Source organism: Deinococcus frigens DSM 12807 (assembly GCF_000701425.1).
Lineage (GTDB): Bacteria > Deinococcota > Deinococci > Deinococcales > Deinococcaceae > Deinococcus > Deinococcus frigens.
This window is the reverse complement of record NZ_JNIW01000012.1, coordinates 43,171-58,582: the sequence shown is the minus strand read 5'-3', so window position 1 is coordinate 58,582 and position 15,412 is coordinate 43,171. Positions and strand designations below refer to the sequence as shown.

The 15,412-nt window shown below is 67.2% G+C and carries 13 protein-coding genes and 1 tRNA gene; 4 read left to right on the top strand and 10 right to left on the bottom strand.

The features are described from left to right. Nucleotides 1-104 precede the first annotated feature (104 nt). From hutH to hutU, 4 genes are all read right to left on the bottom strand, one after another. Nucleotides 105-1,604, bottom strand: coding sequence for a histidine ammonia-lyase (gene hutH / locus Q322_RS0106475; RefSeq protein ID WP_029476990.1), 1,500 nt, complete (start codon nt 1,602-1,604; stop codon nt 105-107). Further along, nucleotides 1,601-2,800 (bottom strand): imidazolonepropionase, encoded by a 1,200-nt coding sequence (hutI, locus tag Q322_RS0106470; RefSeq protein WP_029476989.1) that lies wholly within the window; start codon nt 2,798-2,800, stop codon nt 1,601-1,603. Before hutI ends, hutH begins: the two co-directional genes overlap by 4 nt. Further along, on the bottom strand, nt 2,793-3,695 hold the full coding sequence (locus Q322_RS0106465) for an arginase family protein (protein ID WP_029476988.1): 903 nt from the start codon (nt 3,693-3,695) through the stop codon (nt 2,793-2,795). Before Q322_RS0106465 ends, hutI begins: the two co-directional genes overlap by 8 nt. 154 nt (nt 3,696-3,849) lie before the next feature. Then, complete coding sequence (gene hutU, locus Q322_RS0106460) at nt 3,850-5,541, bottom strand: urocanate hydratase (protein WP_029476987.1); 1,692 nt, start codon at nt 5,539-5,541, stop codon at nt 3,850-3,852. Between the two features lie 227 nt (nt 5,542-5,768). On the opposite strand from hutU, the gene Q322_RS0106455 reads away from it, so the two are divergent. Then, the gene (locus tag Q322_RS0106455) at nt 5,769-6,512 is read left to right on the top strand and encodes an IclR family transcriptional regulator (RefSeq protein WP_029476986.1); all 744 of its coding nucleotides are present in this window, start codon (nt 5,769-5,771) and stop codon (nt 6,510-6,512) included. A 77-nt stretch (nt 6,513-6,589) separates the two neighbouring features. Here Q322_RS0106455 and sdaAB read toward each other — a convergent pair whose 3' ends face one another. Beyond that, the gene (gene sdaAB / locus Q322_RS0106450) at nt 6,590-7,255 is read right to left on the bottom strand and encodes an L-serine ammonia-lyase, iron-sulfur-dependent subunit beta (protein ID WP_029476985.1); all 666 of its coding nucleotides are present in this window, start codon (nt 7,253-7,255) and stop codon (nt 6,590-6,592) included. Nucleotides 7,256-7,334: 79 nt separating this feature from the next. Beyond that, nucleotides 7,335-8,837, bottom strand: a complete 1,503-nt coding sequence (locus Q322_RS0106445) for a lycopene cyclase family protein (RefSeq protein WP_051668298.1) — start codon at nt 8,835-8,837, stop codon at nt 7,335-7,337. A 156-nt stretch (nt 8,838-8,993) separates the two neighbouring features. Here Q322_RS0106445 and Q322_RS0106440 point away from each other — a divergent pair, with 156 nt between their 5' ends. Together Q322_RS0106440 and Q322_RS0106435 are read left to right on the top strand one after the other, a co-directional pair. Further along, the gene (locus Q322_RS0106440) at nt 8,994-9,947 is read left to right on the top strand and encodes an alpha/beta hydrolase (RefSeq protein WP_084147842.1); all 954 of its coding nucleotides are present in this window, start codon (nt 8,994-8,996) and stop codon (nt 9,945-9,947) included. A 15-nt stretch (nt 9,948-9,962) separates the two neighbouring features. Beyond that, a tRNA-Val gene (locus Q322_RS0106435) sits at nt 9,963-10,037 on the top strand. A gap of 88 nt (nt 10,038-10,125) precedes the next feature. On the opposite strand, the gene Q322_RS21630 is transcribed toward Q322_RS0106435, so the two are convergent. The 4 genes from Q322_RS21630 to Q322_RS0106415 form a co-directional block, all read right to left on the bottom strand. Further along, nucleotides 10,126-10,932, bottom strand: a complete 807-nt coding sequence (locus Q322_RS21630) for a class I SAM-dependent methyltransferase (RefSeq protein WP_051668297.1) — start codon at nt 10,930-10,932, stop codon at nt 10,126-10,128. A gap of 33 nt (nt 10,933-10,965) precedes the next feature. Then, nucleotides 10,966-11,373: a tetratricopeptide repeat protein gene (locus Q322_RS0106425; protein WP_245593168.1), complete on the bottom strand. Its 408-nt coding sequence runs from the start codon at nt 11,371-11,373 to the stop codon at nt 10,966-10,968. Nucleotides 11,374-11,511: 138 nt separating this feature from the next. Continuing rightward, on the bottom strand, nt 11,512-13,029 hold the full coding sequence (proS, locus tag Q322_RS0106420) for a proline--tRNA ligase (RefSeq protein ID WP_029476978.1): 1,518 nt from the start codon (nt 13,027-13,029) through the stop codon (nt 11,512-11,514). A gap of 195 nt (nt 13,030-13,224) precedes the next feature. Continuing rightward, complete coding sequence (locus Q322_RS0106415) at nt 13,225-13,683, bottom strand: hypothetical protein (RefSeq protein ID WP_029476977.1); 459 nt, start codon at nt 13,681-13,683, stop codon at nt 13,225-13,227. A 260-nt stretch (nt 13,684-13,943) separates the two neighbouring features. On the opposite strand from Q322_RS0106415, the gene Q322_RS0106410 reads away from it, so the two are divergent. Further along, nucleotides 13,944-15,410, top strand: a complete 1,467-nt coding sequence (locus Q322_RS0106410; protein WP_051668296.1) for an aldehyde dehydrogenase family protein — start codon at nt 13,944-13,946, stop codon at nt 15,408-15,410. Nucleotides 15,411-15,412: the final 2 nt, after the last annotated feature.

Below are 15,412 nucleotides of genomic sequence, written 5' to 3'. Positions count from 1 at the left end.
CCTCCAGATACGGCGAGAAACAGGGATCTAGACCCCCATGCTAACGCGCCACCCTGAGTCCCCTAGACGGGTTACCTGAAGCGGCGTCCATACGGGCCGGACGCTCAGCCTCGCCCGGCCACCTCCAGCACTACCCCGCCCATCACCAGTTCCCGCAAACGCAGCAGATTGGGGCGGTAGTAGCGGTCATCTTGCATGCTGGGAACCACTTCGCGGATACGTTCGTAGGCGGCCTGCACGCCCACGCCCGCACGGAGCTGCTGAAAGTCCAGTGCCTGCGCGGCGCACAGCAGTTCGATGCTGACCACCGTTTGAACGTGCCCCAGAATCTGACGCAACTGGCGTGCGCCGTGCGCGCCCATGCTGACGTGGTCCTCCTGATTGGCGCTGGTGGGAATGCTGTCCACGCTGGCAGGGTGGGCCAGCACCTTGTTCTCGCTGACCAGGGCCGCCGCCGTGTACTGCGCGATCATCAGCCCGCTGTTCAGGCCCCCGTGCGCGGCCAGAAAGCCCGGCAAGCCGCTCAGGGCCGGGTTGAGAAGCTGCTCGCAGCGGCGTTCGCTGATGCTGCCCAGCTCGGCCACGGCCACCTTGAGGGCGTCGGCGGTCAGGGCCAGCGACTGCCCGTGGAAATTGCCGCCAGAAACGACTTCGCCCGTTTCGGGGAAGACCAGCGGATTGTCGGTCACGGAGGCGAATTCGGTGTCCAGGACGCGGGCGGCCTGCGCCAGCGCGTCGTGCGTTGCGCCGTGAACCTGTGGCACGGCCCGCAGCGAGTACGGGTCCTGCACCTTGCCGCATTCGGCGTGGCTGGGGGCAATCTGGGAACCGCGCAGGAAGTGGCGCAGCTCGGCGGCCACCGCCACCGCGCCGGGATGCGGACGCAGGCCCACCAGATCGGCGCGGAAGGGCTGGTGAGAGCCGTACAGGGCCTCCACCGTCATGGCCGCCGCCAGATTGGCCGTGCCCAGCAGTATGCGGGCGTCCACCAGGGCCAGACCCAGCAGGCTGCCCATCAGTTGCGTGCCGTTGATCAGGGCGAGTCCTTCCTTGGCCTGCAAGGTCAGCGGCGTGAGCTTCAGCGCGGCCAGCACGTCGGCAGCGGGCTGAACCTCTCCCCCATATTCGATCTCGCCCAGGCCGATCAGCGCCAGCGCCAGATGGGCCAGCGGAGCCAGGTCGCCCGAAGCGCCCACGCTGCCCTGCGCGGGAACCACCGGATGCGCTCCGGCGTTGAGCAGGGCCAGCAGCAATTCCACTACCTCCGGGCGCACCCCCGAGTGGCCCTGGCACAGCGATACGGCGCGCAGCAGCAACATGCCGCGCACCACCTCGGCAGGCAGCGGATCGCCCACGCCGATGGCGTGCGACACGATCAGGTTGTACTGAAGCTGCTGGAGATCATCGTTGCCCACGCGCACGCTGGCGAACTTGCCGAAGCCGGTGTTGACGCCGTAGACCGCCGCTCCGCCCTCCACGATGCGCTCGATGACGGCGCGGGCCTTGACGATGCGTTCCCGCGCCGCCGCCGCCAGTTCCACGTTCTCGCCGCCACGCACCACGCCGATAAAGTCTTCAAGGGACAAACTGCGGTCAAGAATCATAGTTTCACGCCTCCTGTAAACACGTCCCGCACCGGATTCGCGCCCAGGGCATAGGGCAATTCACGCCAGTCCGGGCCGTGCAGGGCCAGGAAATCGGCGCGCATTCCGGCGCTCAGAGAGCCACGGTCAGCCAGCCCCAGCGCGGCGGCGGCGTTGACGGTGGCGGCGCTCAGCGCCTCGGCGGGAGTCAGGCCGTTCAGGCGCACGGCCAGGGCCAGGGCCATCTGCACGCTGTACAGCGGCGAGCTACCCGGATTCAGGTCCGTTCCCACGGCCACCACCGCGCCCGCATCAATCAGTGCCCGGCCCGGAGCGGCAGGCAATCCCAGGTGTAAGGTCACACCGGACAGCACCGTTGCCACCGTGCCAGACGCAGCCAGCGCCGCGATCTGCGCCGGGCCACTGGCCTCCAGATGGTCCACGCTCAGCGCTCCCATCTGGCAGGCCAGCTCCGTGCCGCCAATGGCGTGGAATTGATCGGCATGGAGTTTGAGCCTCAGGCCATGAGCCTGCGCCGCGACAAAGATTCGCCGGGTCTCCTCCACGGTAAACGCCTCCGCCTCGCAGAACACGTCCACGGCGGTGGCGAGCTTGTCGGCGGCGGTTTCGGGAATCAGCGTTTGGCAGACGGCGCGCACATAGTCGTCGCGTCCCTCTAGCGGTGGAACATGAATCAGCAGCGTGGGCGACAACTCAAATTCACGGCTTAACACTCGAATGGCCCGCAGCATCCGCAGCTCGGCGTCGGAGTCCAGGCCGTACCCACTCTTGACCTCCATTGTTGTCGCGCCGGACTGCTGCAGGGCACCCAGGCGCGGACGGGCCAGCGCCACCAGTTGCTCCACCGTCGCCGCCGCCGTCGCCCGGATGCTGGAGCGGATGCCGCCGCCCCCGGCCAGGATGGTTTCGTAGGGAACCCCCGCCACCCGCGCCTCGAAATCGGTCAGCCGGTCCCCGGCCCAGACCGCGTGGCTGTGGGGGTCAATCAGACCGGGGACGACAGCGACGCCGCCCAGATCGTCTCTTTTGGCTGCCGAGGAAGCCTCCTGCTCAGATCCAACCCAGGCGATCATGCCGTCACGGACGAGCAGGGCGGCGTTTTTAATCACCGTCAATTCGCACATGGCCGCGCCGCGCTGGGGACCCGGGGCCGGAGTGACAAGCTCGGAAATGCCGGTCAAGAGCGTCTCAGTCATGGAAGACCTCGCACAGCGTTTCCATGATCAGCCGCGCGGCGATCAGCTCACTGCGCCCGGTGGGATCGAGGTTGGGGGCCAGTTCCACCACGTCCAGCGCGAGAATCTGGTGACGGCGGGCCAGCGCCGCGATCAGGCGCAGGGCCAGCGCATACGAGAAGCCGTCCGGCTCCGGGCTGCTGGTGCCGGGCAACACGGCGGGATCAAGGGCGTCCACGTCCACACTCAGGTACACCGGGCGGTCCGGGGGCAGCGCCTCCACGATCCCTGAGAAGCGGGCCTCCAGCTCGTCCATCGGCACCAGCGAGTGTCCACGCGCCCGCGCCGCCGCCACGGCTTCCGGGTCATGGCGCAGCCCACGCAGGCCGAGGGTAGTGATGTGGACGAGGTTGGGCAACCCCTCGGCAGCCCGCCGGAAGGGGCTGGAATTGCTGAAGCGCGTGTCGTTGCGCGTGTCGGTGAAATCCAGGTGCGCGTCCAGTTGAATGACGTGCAGTTCGGGCTGATCGTGGTAGGCCATCAGCAGCGGATAGCTGACGCTGTGATCGCCGCCCAGGAAGACGGGGAGGCGGCAGCGGGATTTCACCTGCCGGGCCGCCCACGTAATGCGCTCACGCGCCAGCTCCGGCTCCAGCGAGGGCAGTACCACATCCCCGGCGTCCACAAACGTCACGTTTTGCAAACGGATCACGCCGTCCAGACCCGTGAAGGGTGGCACGTACCGCAGCGACGCCTCCCGCAGGGCACGCGGCGCAAAGCGTGCGCCGGGGCGAAAGCCCAGGGCAATGTCGTAGGGAATGCCCAGCACGGCCACATCTGCGGTCCAGTCGCCGTCGGGCTGGACGATGGGCGCGCGGGCGAAGGTGGAGATTCCGGCGTAGGGGAGGTGGGTCATGTACGCCTCTGGCGAGGCTGAGTTCTGAGGGTCAGAGGGGCTGAGGGGCTGATGTTTTTGACCCCTCTCCCCTTGTCGGTGACCTGTGGAGCGGCGCAGCAGCGGGATGAGGGGGCCACCTGGCAGGCCCCCACCGAAGACAGCACTTCCTCCATCACCCTTCCCCCCGCATATCCCCAATGCCCAGGCTCGGCAAGTCCAACCCCCGCTGACGCGCCACGTCCTGCGCCCGCCCGTAGCCAGCGTCGGCGTGGCGCAGCACACCCATTGCGGGATCGTTGGTCAGGCAGCGGCTCAGGCGTTCGGCGGCTTCCGGCGTGCCGTCGGCCAGGGCCACCAGACCGCTGTGCTGCGAAAAGCCCATGCCCACGCCGCCGCCGTGGTGAAAGCTCATCCACGCCGCGCCGGACGCGATGCCGATACCAAAGTTCAGCAGCGGCCAGTCGCTCACGGCGTCACTTCCGTCCAGCATGGCCTCCGTTTCGCGGTAGGGGCTGGCGACACTGCCCGCGTCCAGATGATCGCGCCCGATCACAATGGGGGCCTTCAGGCGGCCATCGGCCACCATCTCGTTGAACAGCCGCGCCGCCCGGTCGCGCTCGCGGTAGCCCAGCCAGCAGATGCGGGCGGGCAGGCCCTGAAAGGCGATCTGATCGGCGGCGTAGCTCAGCCAGGATTGCAGGCGGGCGTCGTCGGGGAACAGTTCCAGCAGCGCCTTGTCGGTGGCGTGAATGTCTTCGGGATCACCCGAAAGGGCCACCCAGCGGAACGGCCCACGCCCCTCGCAGAAGGAACCACGGATAAAGGCGGGGACGAAACCGGGGTAATCGAAGGCGTCCTCCACGCCCGCCTCCTTTGCGCGCTGGCGCAGATTGTTGCCGTAGTCGAAGGCCACCGCGCCGCGCCGCTGGAGTTCCAGAATGGCGCGGACGTGGGCGGCCATCGCGTCGTAGGCCCGCGCCCGGTACTCGTCGGGTTGATCTTTTCGCAGGGCGGCGGCGTCCTCGTCCGGCGTGGTGATGGGCAGGTAGCCCCACATCGGATCGTGGGCGCTGGTCTGATCGGTGACCAGATCAGGGGTCCAGTTCAGCTTCACAAGCTGGGGAATGACCTCGGCGGCGTTGCCCAGCAGGCCAATCGAGCGGGCCTCTCCCGCCGCCTTGTACCCCTCGGCGCGCTTGATGGCGTCTTCCAGGTTGTCAGCCACCTCGTCCAGATAACGGGTGTCCAGGCGCTTCTGAATGCGCGTCGGGTCTACCTCCACCGTGATGCTCACGCCGCCCGCCAGTCTAACGGCCAGCGGCTGAGCGCCGCCCATGCCGCCCAGGCCAGCGGTGACCGTAATGGTTCCCTTGAGGCTGCCGCCGAAGTGCTTGTCCGCCGCGCCCGCGAACGTCTCGTAGGTGCCCTGCAAGATGCCCTGCGTGCCGATGTAGATCCAGCTTCCGGCGGTCATCTGGCCGTACATCATCAGGCCCGCCTGGTCCAGCCGGTCAAATTCCTCCCAGGTGGCCCAGTTCGGCACCAGATTGGAATTGGCAAGGATCACGCGCGGGGCGAACTCGTGGGTCCGCAGCACGGCCACCGGCTTGCCGGACTGGATCAGCAGGGTCTCGTCGTTTTCCAGGCGGTCCAGCGTCTCCACGATCTTGTGGAAGGCGTCCCAGTTGCGCGCCGCCTTGCCGCGCCCGCCGTAGACCACTAGCTCCTGCGGGTGTTCGGCCACTTCCGGGTCCAGGTTGTTCATCAACATGCGTTTGGCGGCCTCCTGAATCCAGCCCTTCGCGGTGCGCTGCGGGCCACGGGGAGCGCGAATCACGGGGGCGTCGGGCGGGGTTAAGGTCATAGGTCTATGGTTCGCCTCTTTCAGGGGGAAGGAGCCATGATTTTCCGGGTATACCGGAAAGAGATTCATCTGGAGTAATCTGTGGCATGCGGAAGTGGCGGGAAGGACTTGCGCGGGTAACGGCCTGCCCGGTGGCCCCCTCCCCTAATTGCACGACAAAGCCCCCTACCTACAGAGGACGGGGGGTCAACAACCCCGGCCCACGCGCCACCACTCGCACCCTCTGAATGCCCCGCACCCACGCCACCGTCGAGGCCGCCGTCCGCGTGCTGGAGCTGTTCGATGCAGACCGCAGCGAATGGACCCTGTCTGAGCTGGCCCGGCACCTGGGGCAACCCACGTCCACGGTACATGAGCAACTGCTGACGCTGGCGGGGTCGGGGCTGCTGGTGCGGGTGGGGCGGGGCCGCTACCGACTGGGGTGGCGGCTGCTGAAACTGAGCAGCGCCCTGTACGGCAGCCTGCCGTGGTACGCCCCCGCCCACGACGCGATGGAGCGGCTGGCGCGCGGGACGCACCTGCTGGCCTTTTTATGCGTGCTGCATGGCGGGCAGGTGTTGTGCGTGGCCCGCAGCGTGCAGGGGCGGGATGGGCCGCCCGTGGCTGGGGAACTGGACTTTGAATTGCCCGCGCACGCCACGGCCAGCGGAAAGCTATTGATGGCGCTGGCCGGGCGGCCACTTCCGCATCCCGCGCCGACTTTCACAGCCCACACGCAGATCACACCCGCTGCCTGGGACACCGAAAGCTGGGCCATCCGCACGCAGGGCCATGCACTCAGCCGGGACGAGTGGGCGCTAGGAACCAGCGGGCTGGCCGTACCGGTGCGCGGCGAGGGCGGCGTGGTTCTGGCGGCGCTGGGCCTCAGCCTGCCCACCGTGCGGATGGCGGCCTCTGAAAGCCTGTTGCGCGCCCTGCACGGCGCGGCGGCGGAGGTGGGCTGGACGCTGGGCTACCGGGGCAGGGGATGAGTTTCCCCAGCTTTCCCAGGTTGACCTTCAGACTCTGGAACCCTCAAACTTTAAAACCCTCAGACGCGCTCCGCACCTCAGCCGTCCATCAGTTTCGGCAGCAACCGCACCCAGTTGGTATCCGGCCAGTGGTCCAGAAAGGCCAGTGCCTGCGGGCTGAGGGGCGCGTCCAGTTCTATCGCCAGCAGCGCCTGTCCGCCGCGCGTCTGCCGGGTACAGGTCAGGGCAGCGATGTTCACGCCGTCGGCGGCAATGGTGCTGGCGATGCGGGCGATCATGCCCACCGCGTCGGCATAGCGCAGCAGGGCGGTGGGACTGGACGCGCCAAAATTGACGCCCAGCCCCTGCACTGCCGTGACCACGATGACGCCGCCGCCGGTGCTGCTCCCCTGCACCATGACCTTCTCCTCCTCGCCGTACAGCTCGATGTGCGCGGTATTGGGGTGAACGTCGCCCAGGTCCACATCTCTGAATTCGTACTCGAAGCCCGCCGCCTTGGCTTCCTCGAAGGCTTGGGGCAGGCGGGAATCGTCGGGCGCAAATCCCAGCAGCCCGGCCACCAGCGCCAGATGCGTGCCGTGGCCGCGCCCGGTCTTGGCAAACGAGGCATGCAGGCCGATCCTGGCCCGCCGGGGAGCCGCGCCCAGCAAATGGTGGGCCACCAGACCCAGGCGGCAGGCCCCCGCCGTGTGGCTGCTGCTGGGGCCGATCATCACCGGGCCGATCATGTCGAGGAGGGACATGGAAGGAGTATAGGCGTCCGGGGTCCGTGGCCGCCCCACACCTTCAGCCCACCAAGCTCGTCTGCTTTGAAGAGAGGATTTACTGCGGCTGGCCGCTGACTTCCGCCATGTTCTCGCGCAGTTCCTCCAGCTTTTCCTCGCGGTCCACGTCCGGGGCCAGGCCGTCGGCGTTCACGTTGCCGACCGCGCCCTGCATGCCCTCCTCGATCACTTCCTGCTGGTCCACATCACCGCTGTTGGCTTCTCGCCCGGTCGCATCGGATTTCGTCATGCCCCCAGGGTGGCGGGCGGCAGCCGGGGCCGGATGGGAGGAGGCGGAACGTTCCTTTAGGTGAGCAGCCGTGCCGCAGGCCGCTTCCCGCAGGGCGCGCAGGCTGACGGCGGGGTGGGCCAGCGCGGCGCGGACCAGCGGCACCCGGACAGCGTTGGGCGCGTGGGCGAAGACCCGGAGCATGCTGCGGGCCAGTTCCCGGACGCCGGTGTGCGGCGCGAGAAAGGCGTGCCACTGGGCGGCGGGCAGCCGGAAGAAGGCGGCGAAGAAGTCACCCAGACGGTCTCCAGGCAACTCCAGCAGCGCCCCCAGGTCCAGCAGATGCACCTGGCGGGCGGCGCGGCGTTCGGGGGGCCACAGCGCGGCCCAGCCGGCGGCGGCGGCGTCCTGACCACGCTCAAATGCCGATGCCACCGCCTGCGCCACGCACGGGGCGTCGTTCAGCGCGCCCGCCACCTGAAAGCCGCTGATGGGGTGGACCAGCCCCGCCGCCGCCCCGAAGGCCAGAACCGGGCCGGGCGTCGGCGCAGGCGCGTTCATGGGAAAAGCCACCCATTCGTCGGATTTGGTCCCGTGCGGAGGTGTGCCGAGTGCCTCCAGGCGGGCATGCAGGCGGGCCTTCAGAACCTCCTGGCTGGGCGCGGGGCGGGCAATCAGACTGGTTTCCTGCACGAAATAACGGTCCCCGCCCAGGTGCATGGCATACAGGAACGTCGGCTCGGCGCGGACGGCTGCCGGGTTCGGATGCGCGGCGCGGTAGTCCATCCACACCATCGCGCCGGGAGCGCTGGGAGGCCGCTTGAAATGGGCCACGATGCCGTAGGCGGTCTGCAACGCCGCGCCGCCCTCGAATGGAGTGGGGAGCAGCAGGCCGCCGTGCCCGGAGGCGTCCACCACCAGCCGGGCCGTCCAGTCCTCGCCAGCCTCACCCCGGACGTGCCAGAGCGCGCCGCGCAGTTCGGCCCCTGTTACTTTGCCCCGAGTCCATCTCAGCGTGTCCCCGGCCCGTTCCAGCAGCGCCGCCAGCAGCCGGGCATTGTCCAGCAGCGCATAGGGGCGCATCAGGGGCGTGGGCTGGGGGCCGGTATACACCCGGACGTCGCTCCAGACTTGCGCCGTGCAGACCTGCGCCCAGGCGGGCAATTCGTCCAGCCACGCGCCGTAGGTGGGGGCAAAGGGTTGCGGCGGGTGCGGAGCCACCACCCGCACGCTCAGCCCCCGCCGGGCCAGTTCGGCGGCCAGCGCCAGGCCAGCGGGACCGCCGCCCACCACCAGCACGTCGGTCATCTTATGGGTAGGAGGAGCGGACATTCGCGGCAGGCTAGCGCAGGCAGGGGGGCGGGTCTGTGGGGCTTCGGACCCCACGCCGCCCAAGACCAGAGTCTCAACGCAACTTAAAGCGGCCCTCGGGGTCAACTGTGCGCTGCGCGGCACAGGCGGCGGGAGCGCCGGACTAGCCTCTCTCCCATGTCTTCACCCAAATTCCGCCGCGCCGGGGGCCTGGCCGCCGTGGCACTTGGCCTGCTCCTGGCCGCCTGCTCGCCCCAGAACACCCTGAACGTCGTGACCTTTACAGGTGGACTCAAGGTCTCCCAGAACGTGCCTTACGGCCCCGCGCCGCGCAACACGATGGACATCTACGCCCCGGAGAACGCACAGAACGCGCCCGTGGTGCTGTTCATTCACGGCGGCTCATGGCAGGGCGGAGACAAGGACGGCCACAAATTCGTGGGCGTGTCGCTGGCCCGCGCGGGCTACGTGACCGGCGTGATGAACTACCGCCTGGCTCCCGAACACCGGTATCCGGAATACGTGCAGGACGCCGCCGCTGCCCTCAAGGTGCTGCGCGACAGTGCCCAGCGCTCCGGCGGCAACCCCGACAACCTGTTCGTGATGGGCCACTCGGCGGGCGCTTTCAATGCCGTGGAAGTGGTGGACAACGCCCGCTGGCTCAGGGAGGCGGGGGTACCCATCAGTGCGGTGCGCGGCGTGATCGGCGTGGCCGGGCCGTACAGTTACGATTTCCGGCAGTTTTCCAGCAAGGTGGCCTTCCCGCCAGAAGGCAACCCGGACGACATTATGCCGGACCGCCACGTTCGCCCCGATGCGCCGCCCCACCTGCTGCTGGTGGCAGCCAACGACACGACGGTGAACCCCTACAACGGCGTCAACATGCAGGCGGCCCTGAAGAAGGCGGGCGTGCCGTCGGAACTGAAAGTGTTGCCGGGCCTGAACCACATCACCGTCATCGCGGCGGTGGCCCAGCCGCTGACCTTTCTGGGGGGCACGCGGCAGCAGGTGACCGACTTTATCGAGGCGCACAGGCTGAAGTGGGTGGGCTGGTCGGCACTGCGGCAGCCGCCAGGCCAGCTCCACTCCTGTTGCACTTTGCCCCTTGATCCTGCCCGCCCGGGCCATTAGCATAGGCCCCCGTGCGGGCGGTTAGCTCAGCGGTAGAGCGTTCGCCTTACAAGCGAGTGGTCGTAGGTTCAAATCCTATACCGCCCACCACAGGAATTGCCCCGCCTGGCGCGGGGTTTTGCATTTATATGGTGGGCAGTTGAGGTCAGTTCTGGCCTTCAGGTGCAGGAGTGGTGGATCAGCGCTGGGCCGAGATGAAGACCACCCGCTTGGACACGCGCCACTCGCCGCCCTGCGTTCGGGCTTTAAACGTGCGGAGCAGCGCAGAGAGAGCGTCTTCCCTATCCAGGTCGGAAAGTTGCTGCATCACAGGGATTGAGTTCAGATAGGCCAATGCCGGCTCAGGCTCCGAGAAGACCAAGGCACTTTCCAGAAACTCGATGCCAACATCACCGAATGCCTGTTTGACTTGATCCACGCCGCCCGTTTCAGAGAATGCTGTGGCAAACGATTGCCGACTCCCGCGCAAGTCTGCAAATCTAGGATCGCCGGGCAACGCCTCCGCCACCGCGTCCCACAGTTCGGCCATGTAACCCGAGGCGTTGGTCACGGCCAGGAAACGCCCGCCGGGTTTCAGCACGCGCTTAAATTCAGCCAGCGCTGCCGCCACGTCGGAAACGTGGTACAGCATGTGGCGGGCGGTCACGACATCAAAAGTGGCGTCCGGGAACGGCAGCGCCGCCGCGTCCCCCTGCTGAAATTCGGCGTCTGGATATTCTGCCGAGGCCCGCTCCACCATGCCCGCCGAGAAGTCCATGCCGACGATACGCCCCCGGTGTCCGCCCGCACGCAGCCGCCCTGGAAAGTCGCCGGGGCCGGTCCCCACGTCCAGCAGATCCTCGTCGCCGCTCAACGCCAGCAGGCGGTCCACCGTTCCCTCCAGCCCCGGCCCCACGCTGTAGCGCTCGTGCGTCTGGATGCGGGTTCGCAGGTGGCGCTCGGTGGCGTACTGGGCGGCGACTTCGGCGGGCGAGTAGGAGGACATGGGGAGTTTAGCGGCTGGGATGGCAGATAAGCGCTAGCCCTCTTCGACCAGAAGACGCGCATAGTTGCCCACCGAGCGCTGATAACGCGGCAAATGTGGGGCCAGCGCTGCAAGCGCCAGCGCCAATGCTTCCCGTTCTCGTCTCACATCTGCCAGGGCAAGTGCCAGAAAAGCTTTTAAAGCGTCATCCAATTCGTCTGTGTCTGCGTCCTGTTCAGCGGTCAAAAGGGCCGCACTCTCCGCACTCTGGCCCATGTTGCGGAGCGAACTCGCCAGTTGAATGGTGGCCCGTCGCCTGCGAATTCCCAGCCGTCCACTGGCAAGTGCCTGCCGGTAAAGCGGTACGGCCAGGTCAGAGTGTCCGGTGGAATCCTGAGCGCAGGCCCGCTCAAAGAGCGCCGCCGCGTCCTGTTCCGGGCGTTCGGAGGCCAGCGCATCCATCCGGGTCACAAACGCGTCTTCCTCTGTGGCGTCCAGCTCAGCCCACAGCGCAGCGATGCGTTCTTCCCAGCCACGCGGCCCATCAGTCATGGGGCACTTTAGCTGAAGCGACCTGAACTGACCTCATCCTGTGGTCATTCAGTACTGCCGCCCAAACAGAATGCGCTTGCCATACGCCGCAGGCTTGCCGGTGTGGAAGCACACGCCGCCCTCCTCGCGCTCGGCGAAGAATTCGGCGTCGTCCAGCGGGACGTTGCGGACGGTGGCCTTGGTCTCTTCCTTGATCGCCTTCTCGGATTCTGCGTCGCCGCAGTGGAAGGCGCGGACCCACTTGCCGTCCTCGATGGCGGCCTTGAAATCGTCGTAGTTGTCCACCGTCACGGTGTTGTCCAGCATGAAGTCGGTGGCGCGTTTCAGCAGCCAGGCCTGAATGCCCTCCAGCCGTTCCCCCATCCCGCCCACGGCCAGATCGCGCTCCAGCGTCTCCTTCTCGTCCGAGTTGCGGTTCTTGACCACCATCACGCCCGCCTCCAGATCGCGCGGCCCCAGCTCGATGCGGACGGGCACGCCCTTCAGCTCCCAGTCGTTGTATTTGAAGCCGTTGGTCACGCCGTCGCGTCTGTCCACTTTGACGCGCAGGCCGTTCTGCGTGAGCTGGGCGGCCAGGCGTTCACCCTCGGCCACCATCTCATCGAAGTTGTCCTTGCGGCCCACCGGCACGATCACCACCTGGATCGGGGCGATATTGGGCGGCATCATCAGGCCCGCGTTGTCACCGTGGGTCATGATCAGCGCGCCGATAATGCGGCTGGAAATGGCCCAACTGGTGGTGTGGGCGTAATCTTCCTTCTGCTCACGGGTCTGGAACTTGACGTCAAACGCCCGGCTGAACGCCTGGCCCAGATAATGGCTGGTGCCGCTCTGAAGCGCCTTGCCGTCGCGCATCATGCCCTCGATGCTGTAGGTTGCCGCTGCCCCGGCAAAGCGTTCGGAGGCCGACTTCTCGCCGCGCACCACCGGCAGGGCCAGCACGTCGCGGCAGAACTCGTGATACAGGTCCAGGATCATCCGCACCTCCGCCCGCGCCTCGGTCTCGTCGGCATGGGCGGTATGGCCCTCGTGCCAGTAGAACTCGGAGGTCCGCAGGAACGCCTTGGTCCGCAGCTCGGCGCGGAAAACGCTGCCCCACTGGTAGTGCAGGAACGGCAGATCGCGGTAGCTGTTGAGCCAGCCCGCCCACATGTGCCCGATGATCGTCTCACTGGTGGGGCGCATCACATAGGGTTCGGCCAGTTCCTCGGTGCCAATTTTGCTGACCGTGAACAGTTCGGGCGCGAAGCCCTCCACATGGTCCGCCTCGCGGGTGATGAAGCTCATAGGGATCAGGGTGGGGAAGATCAGTGATTCGTGGCCGCTGGCCTTGAAGCGGTCATCCAGCCAGCGCACGATGTTTTCCCACAGCGCACTGCCGTAGGGCTTGACCACCATGGCCCCGGCCACCGGGCTGTTGTCCGCGAGGTCCGCCTTCTTGACCACCTCGTTGTACCAGTCGTTGAAATCCACGCTCTGGGGGGTCACGCCGTACTGCTGCGCCTTCCTGCCCTGCCCCTTGTCGCCCCTGTTGCCCTTGCTGTCGCTGCCGCCGTCCTTGGTCATGGGCGGCATGATAGCGGGCCGGGGGCGGTCTCAAGGTTGAGCCGTCAGACAGTCTCACTGCCCAGAGGGTCCGGGTAAGCGTTTCCAGACCTGAACCGCCCTCCGGCCATCCGGTCAGTCCACGCACCTCTTGGCACAGAGGGAACCCCTGCCCGGCACTGGGCCAGACAGGGGTCCCCTCAAAACCTGTGGGGCTTACTTCATCATCGCGACGTCGAGGGACGTGCAGCTTACGCCCGCGTCCGCAGGGGTGCCGTCGGGACCCGTGGCGGTGTGGACGTTGAAGTACTTGGCGTTCATGATGACGGTCTTGTCCACGCTGCCGCTGAGGGTCACCATGCCAGCGGCGTCGGTCTGGCCCACGATCTTGCTGGCCAGGATGGCGTCGCCGCCGCTGGCGCAGGGGTTGGCGCTCTTGGTGCCCATCAGGTGGTAGTGGGCCACGTAATAGGTGCTGGGGGCCAGACCCATGAGTTTGGCGGTGGTCATGACCATGGTGCCGCTCATCTTGGGCGTGACCGTGCCGCTGGACGCCAGGGCCATTCCGGCGGGCTGCTTGGACAGCATATGGGGCTTCATCATCATGTTCCCGGCCATCATGGAGCAGGAGCTGAGGGCGAGGGCCATGGCGGGCAGGATCAGAATATTTTTCATGTAGAAACCTCCGAGAACAGTGAATTGTCTTTCGCCTCGCAGTGTGCTTCCCCGTGCTGACCCTGAGTGTCGTTTCGCCCGCTTTGTAACGGAGAGCTTAAGGCGGCTCCTGCGGGTAAAGATGCCTACCCGAATCACACACGCGCGGCATCTCCCCAGCGTCTTATACTTGGTTCAATTCCCGTTCCTTCTCACCTGTCTGCCCTGTTTGCCCTGCCCTATCTGCCCTGTTTGCCCTGCCCTATCTGCGAGGTCCCGCCATGACTGCTCCCCAGCCCCCGCCCACCGCCATCCAGCCTTCCGAGGCAGACCTGAAGACCCTGTTCCAGACCCAGCAAGACTGGCGCTGGCGGGCCGCGCAGACGGACGTGGCCGAGCGGCAGGCGATGTTGCGGCGGCTGCACGACGCCATTAAAGCCGGGCGCGTGGCGCTGGCCGACGCGATGGCCCTGGACCTGGGCAAGAGCCGCGCCGAGGCCGAACTCACCGAGATTCACCCGGTTCTGGAAGAACTCCAGTTCATCGTCCGCCGCCTGCCGCGCTGGATGGCTCCCCGCAAAATTGCCACCCCGCTGATGCTGGCCGGGGCGCACAGCGAGGTGCGCTTTCAGGCGCGCGGCGTCACGCTGATCCTGAGTCCCTGGAATTACCCGGTCAATCTGGCGCTGTCGCCGCTGATCGCCAGTCTGGCGGCGGGCAACACGGTGATCCTCAAACCCAGCGAAAAGGCCCCGCACACCTCGCGCGCTTTAAAGGAGCTGCTGGCAGGCGTCTTCGAGCCGAGGCTGGTGGCCGTGGTGGAGGGGGACGGCGCGGCGGCCCACACCCTGACCACGCTGCCCTTTGATCACATCTTCTTTACCGGCAGCGGCGCGGTGGGCCGCCAGGTCATGACGGCTGCCGCGCGGAACCTGAGCAGCGTGACGCTGGAACTGGGCGGAAAATCCCCGGCCCTGCTGCACCCCAGCGCGGACCTGAAGACGGCTGCCGAGCGCATTGCCTGGGGCAAACTGCTGAACGCCGGGCAGACCTGCGTGGCCCCCGACTACGTGCTGCTGCCCGCCGGGATGCGCGACGCCTTTGTGCTGGAGCTGGACGCCGTGATCGCGCGGCGCTACGGGGACCGCGCGTGGCAGCGGGCTGGGCCGGACTACGGACGCATGGTGGACGCGGCCAGCGTGGAACGCCTCCAGCGGCTGACCGCCCACAGCGTAGAACAGGGCGCGCGGGTGGCGCTGGGCGGCGAATTCGATCCGCAGGCGCGCTTCATCTCGCCCACCGTGGTCACCGACGTGACGCCGCACATGCCGCTGATGGGCGAGGAACTGTTCGGCCCGGTGCTGCCGGTGCTGACCTATAACAATTTTGAAGAGGCGCTGGCGCTGATCCGGCATCTGGACCCCCCGCTGGCGCTGTACCTGTTCGCACAGGACGAGACCGCCGTGGAGCAGGTTAAGCGCGAGACCATCAGCGGCGGCCTGGTGGTGGGCGGCACCGTGATCCACCTGATCAACCCGCACCTGCCCTTCGGCGGCGTGGGGAGTAGCGGCATGGGCAACTACCACGGCGAACACGGGTTCCGCACCTTCAGCCACGAGCGGGCCATCCTGCGCGAGCCGCGCCCATCCCCGGTGCGCCTGATGTACCCGCCGTATGGCCGCCCGCTGCCGCGCCTGACCGCCTGGGCCTTGCGCCTGCTGGAACGCCAGGCCGGGCCGCGCGAGTAGCG

What these genes read in the sequence shown, in the direction of transcription:
- hutH (WP_029476990.1), bottom strand. Translation starts at nt 1,604, where the DNA reads ATGATTCTTGACCGCAGTTTGTCCCTTGAAGACTTTATCGGCGTGGTG.
- hutI (WP_029476989.1), bottom strand. Translation starts at nt 2,800, where the DNA reads ATGACTGAGACGCTCTTGACCGGCATTTCCGAGCTTGTCACTCCGGCC.
- Q322_RS0106465 (WP_029476988.1), bottom strand. Translation starts at nt 3,695, where the DNA reads ATGACCCACCTCCCCTACGCCGGAATCTCCACCTTCGCCCGCGCGCCC.
- hutU (WP_029476987.1), bottom strand. Translation starts at nt 5,541, where the DNA reads ATGACCTTAACCCCGCCCGACGCCCCCGTGATTCGCGCTCCCCGTGGC.
- Q322_RS0106455 (WP_029476986.1), top strand. Translation starts at nt 5,769, where the DNA reads ATGCCCCGCACCCACGCCACCGTCGAGGCCGCCGTCCGCGTGCTGGAG.
- sdaAB (WP_029476985.1), bottom strand. Translation starts at nt 7,255, where the DNA reads ATGTCCCTCCTCGACATGATCGGCCCGGTGATGATCGGCCCCAGCAGC.
- Q322_RS0106445 (WP_051668298.1), bottom strand. Translation starts at nt 8,837, where the DNA reads ATGTCCGCTCCTCCTACCCATAAGATGACCGACGTGCTGGTGGTGGGC.
- Q322_RS0106440 (WP_084147842.1), top strand. Translation starts at nt 8,994, where the DNA reads ATGTCTTCACCCAAATTCCGCCGCGCCGGGGGCCTGGCCGCCGTGGCA.
- Q322_RS21630 (WP_051668297.1), bottom strand. Translation starts at nt 10,932, where the DNA reads ATGTCCTCCTACTCGCCCGCCGAAGTCGCCGCCCAGTACGCCACCGAG.
- Q322_RS0106425 (WP_245593168.1), bottom strand. Translation starts at nt 11,373, where the DNA reads ATGGATGCGCTGGCCTCCGAACGCCCGGAACAGGACGCGGCGGCGCTC.
- proS (WP_029476978.1), bottom strand. Translation starts at nt 13,029, where the DNA reads ATGACCAAGGACGGCGGCAGCGACAGCAAGGGCAACAGGGGCGACAAG.
- Q322_RS0106415 (WP_029476977.1), bottom strand. Translation starts at nt 13,683, where the DNA reads ATGAAAAATATTCTGATCCTGCCCGCCATGGCCCTCGCCCTCAGCTCC.
- Q322_RS0106410 (WP_051668296.1), top strand. Translation starts at nt 13,944, where the DNA reads ATGACTGCTCCCCAGCCCCCGCCCACCGCCATCCAGCCTTCCGAGGCA.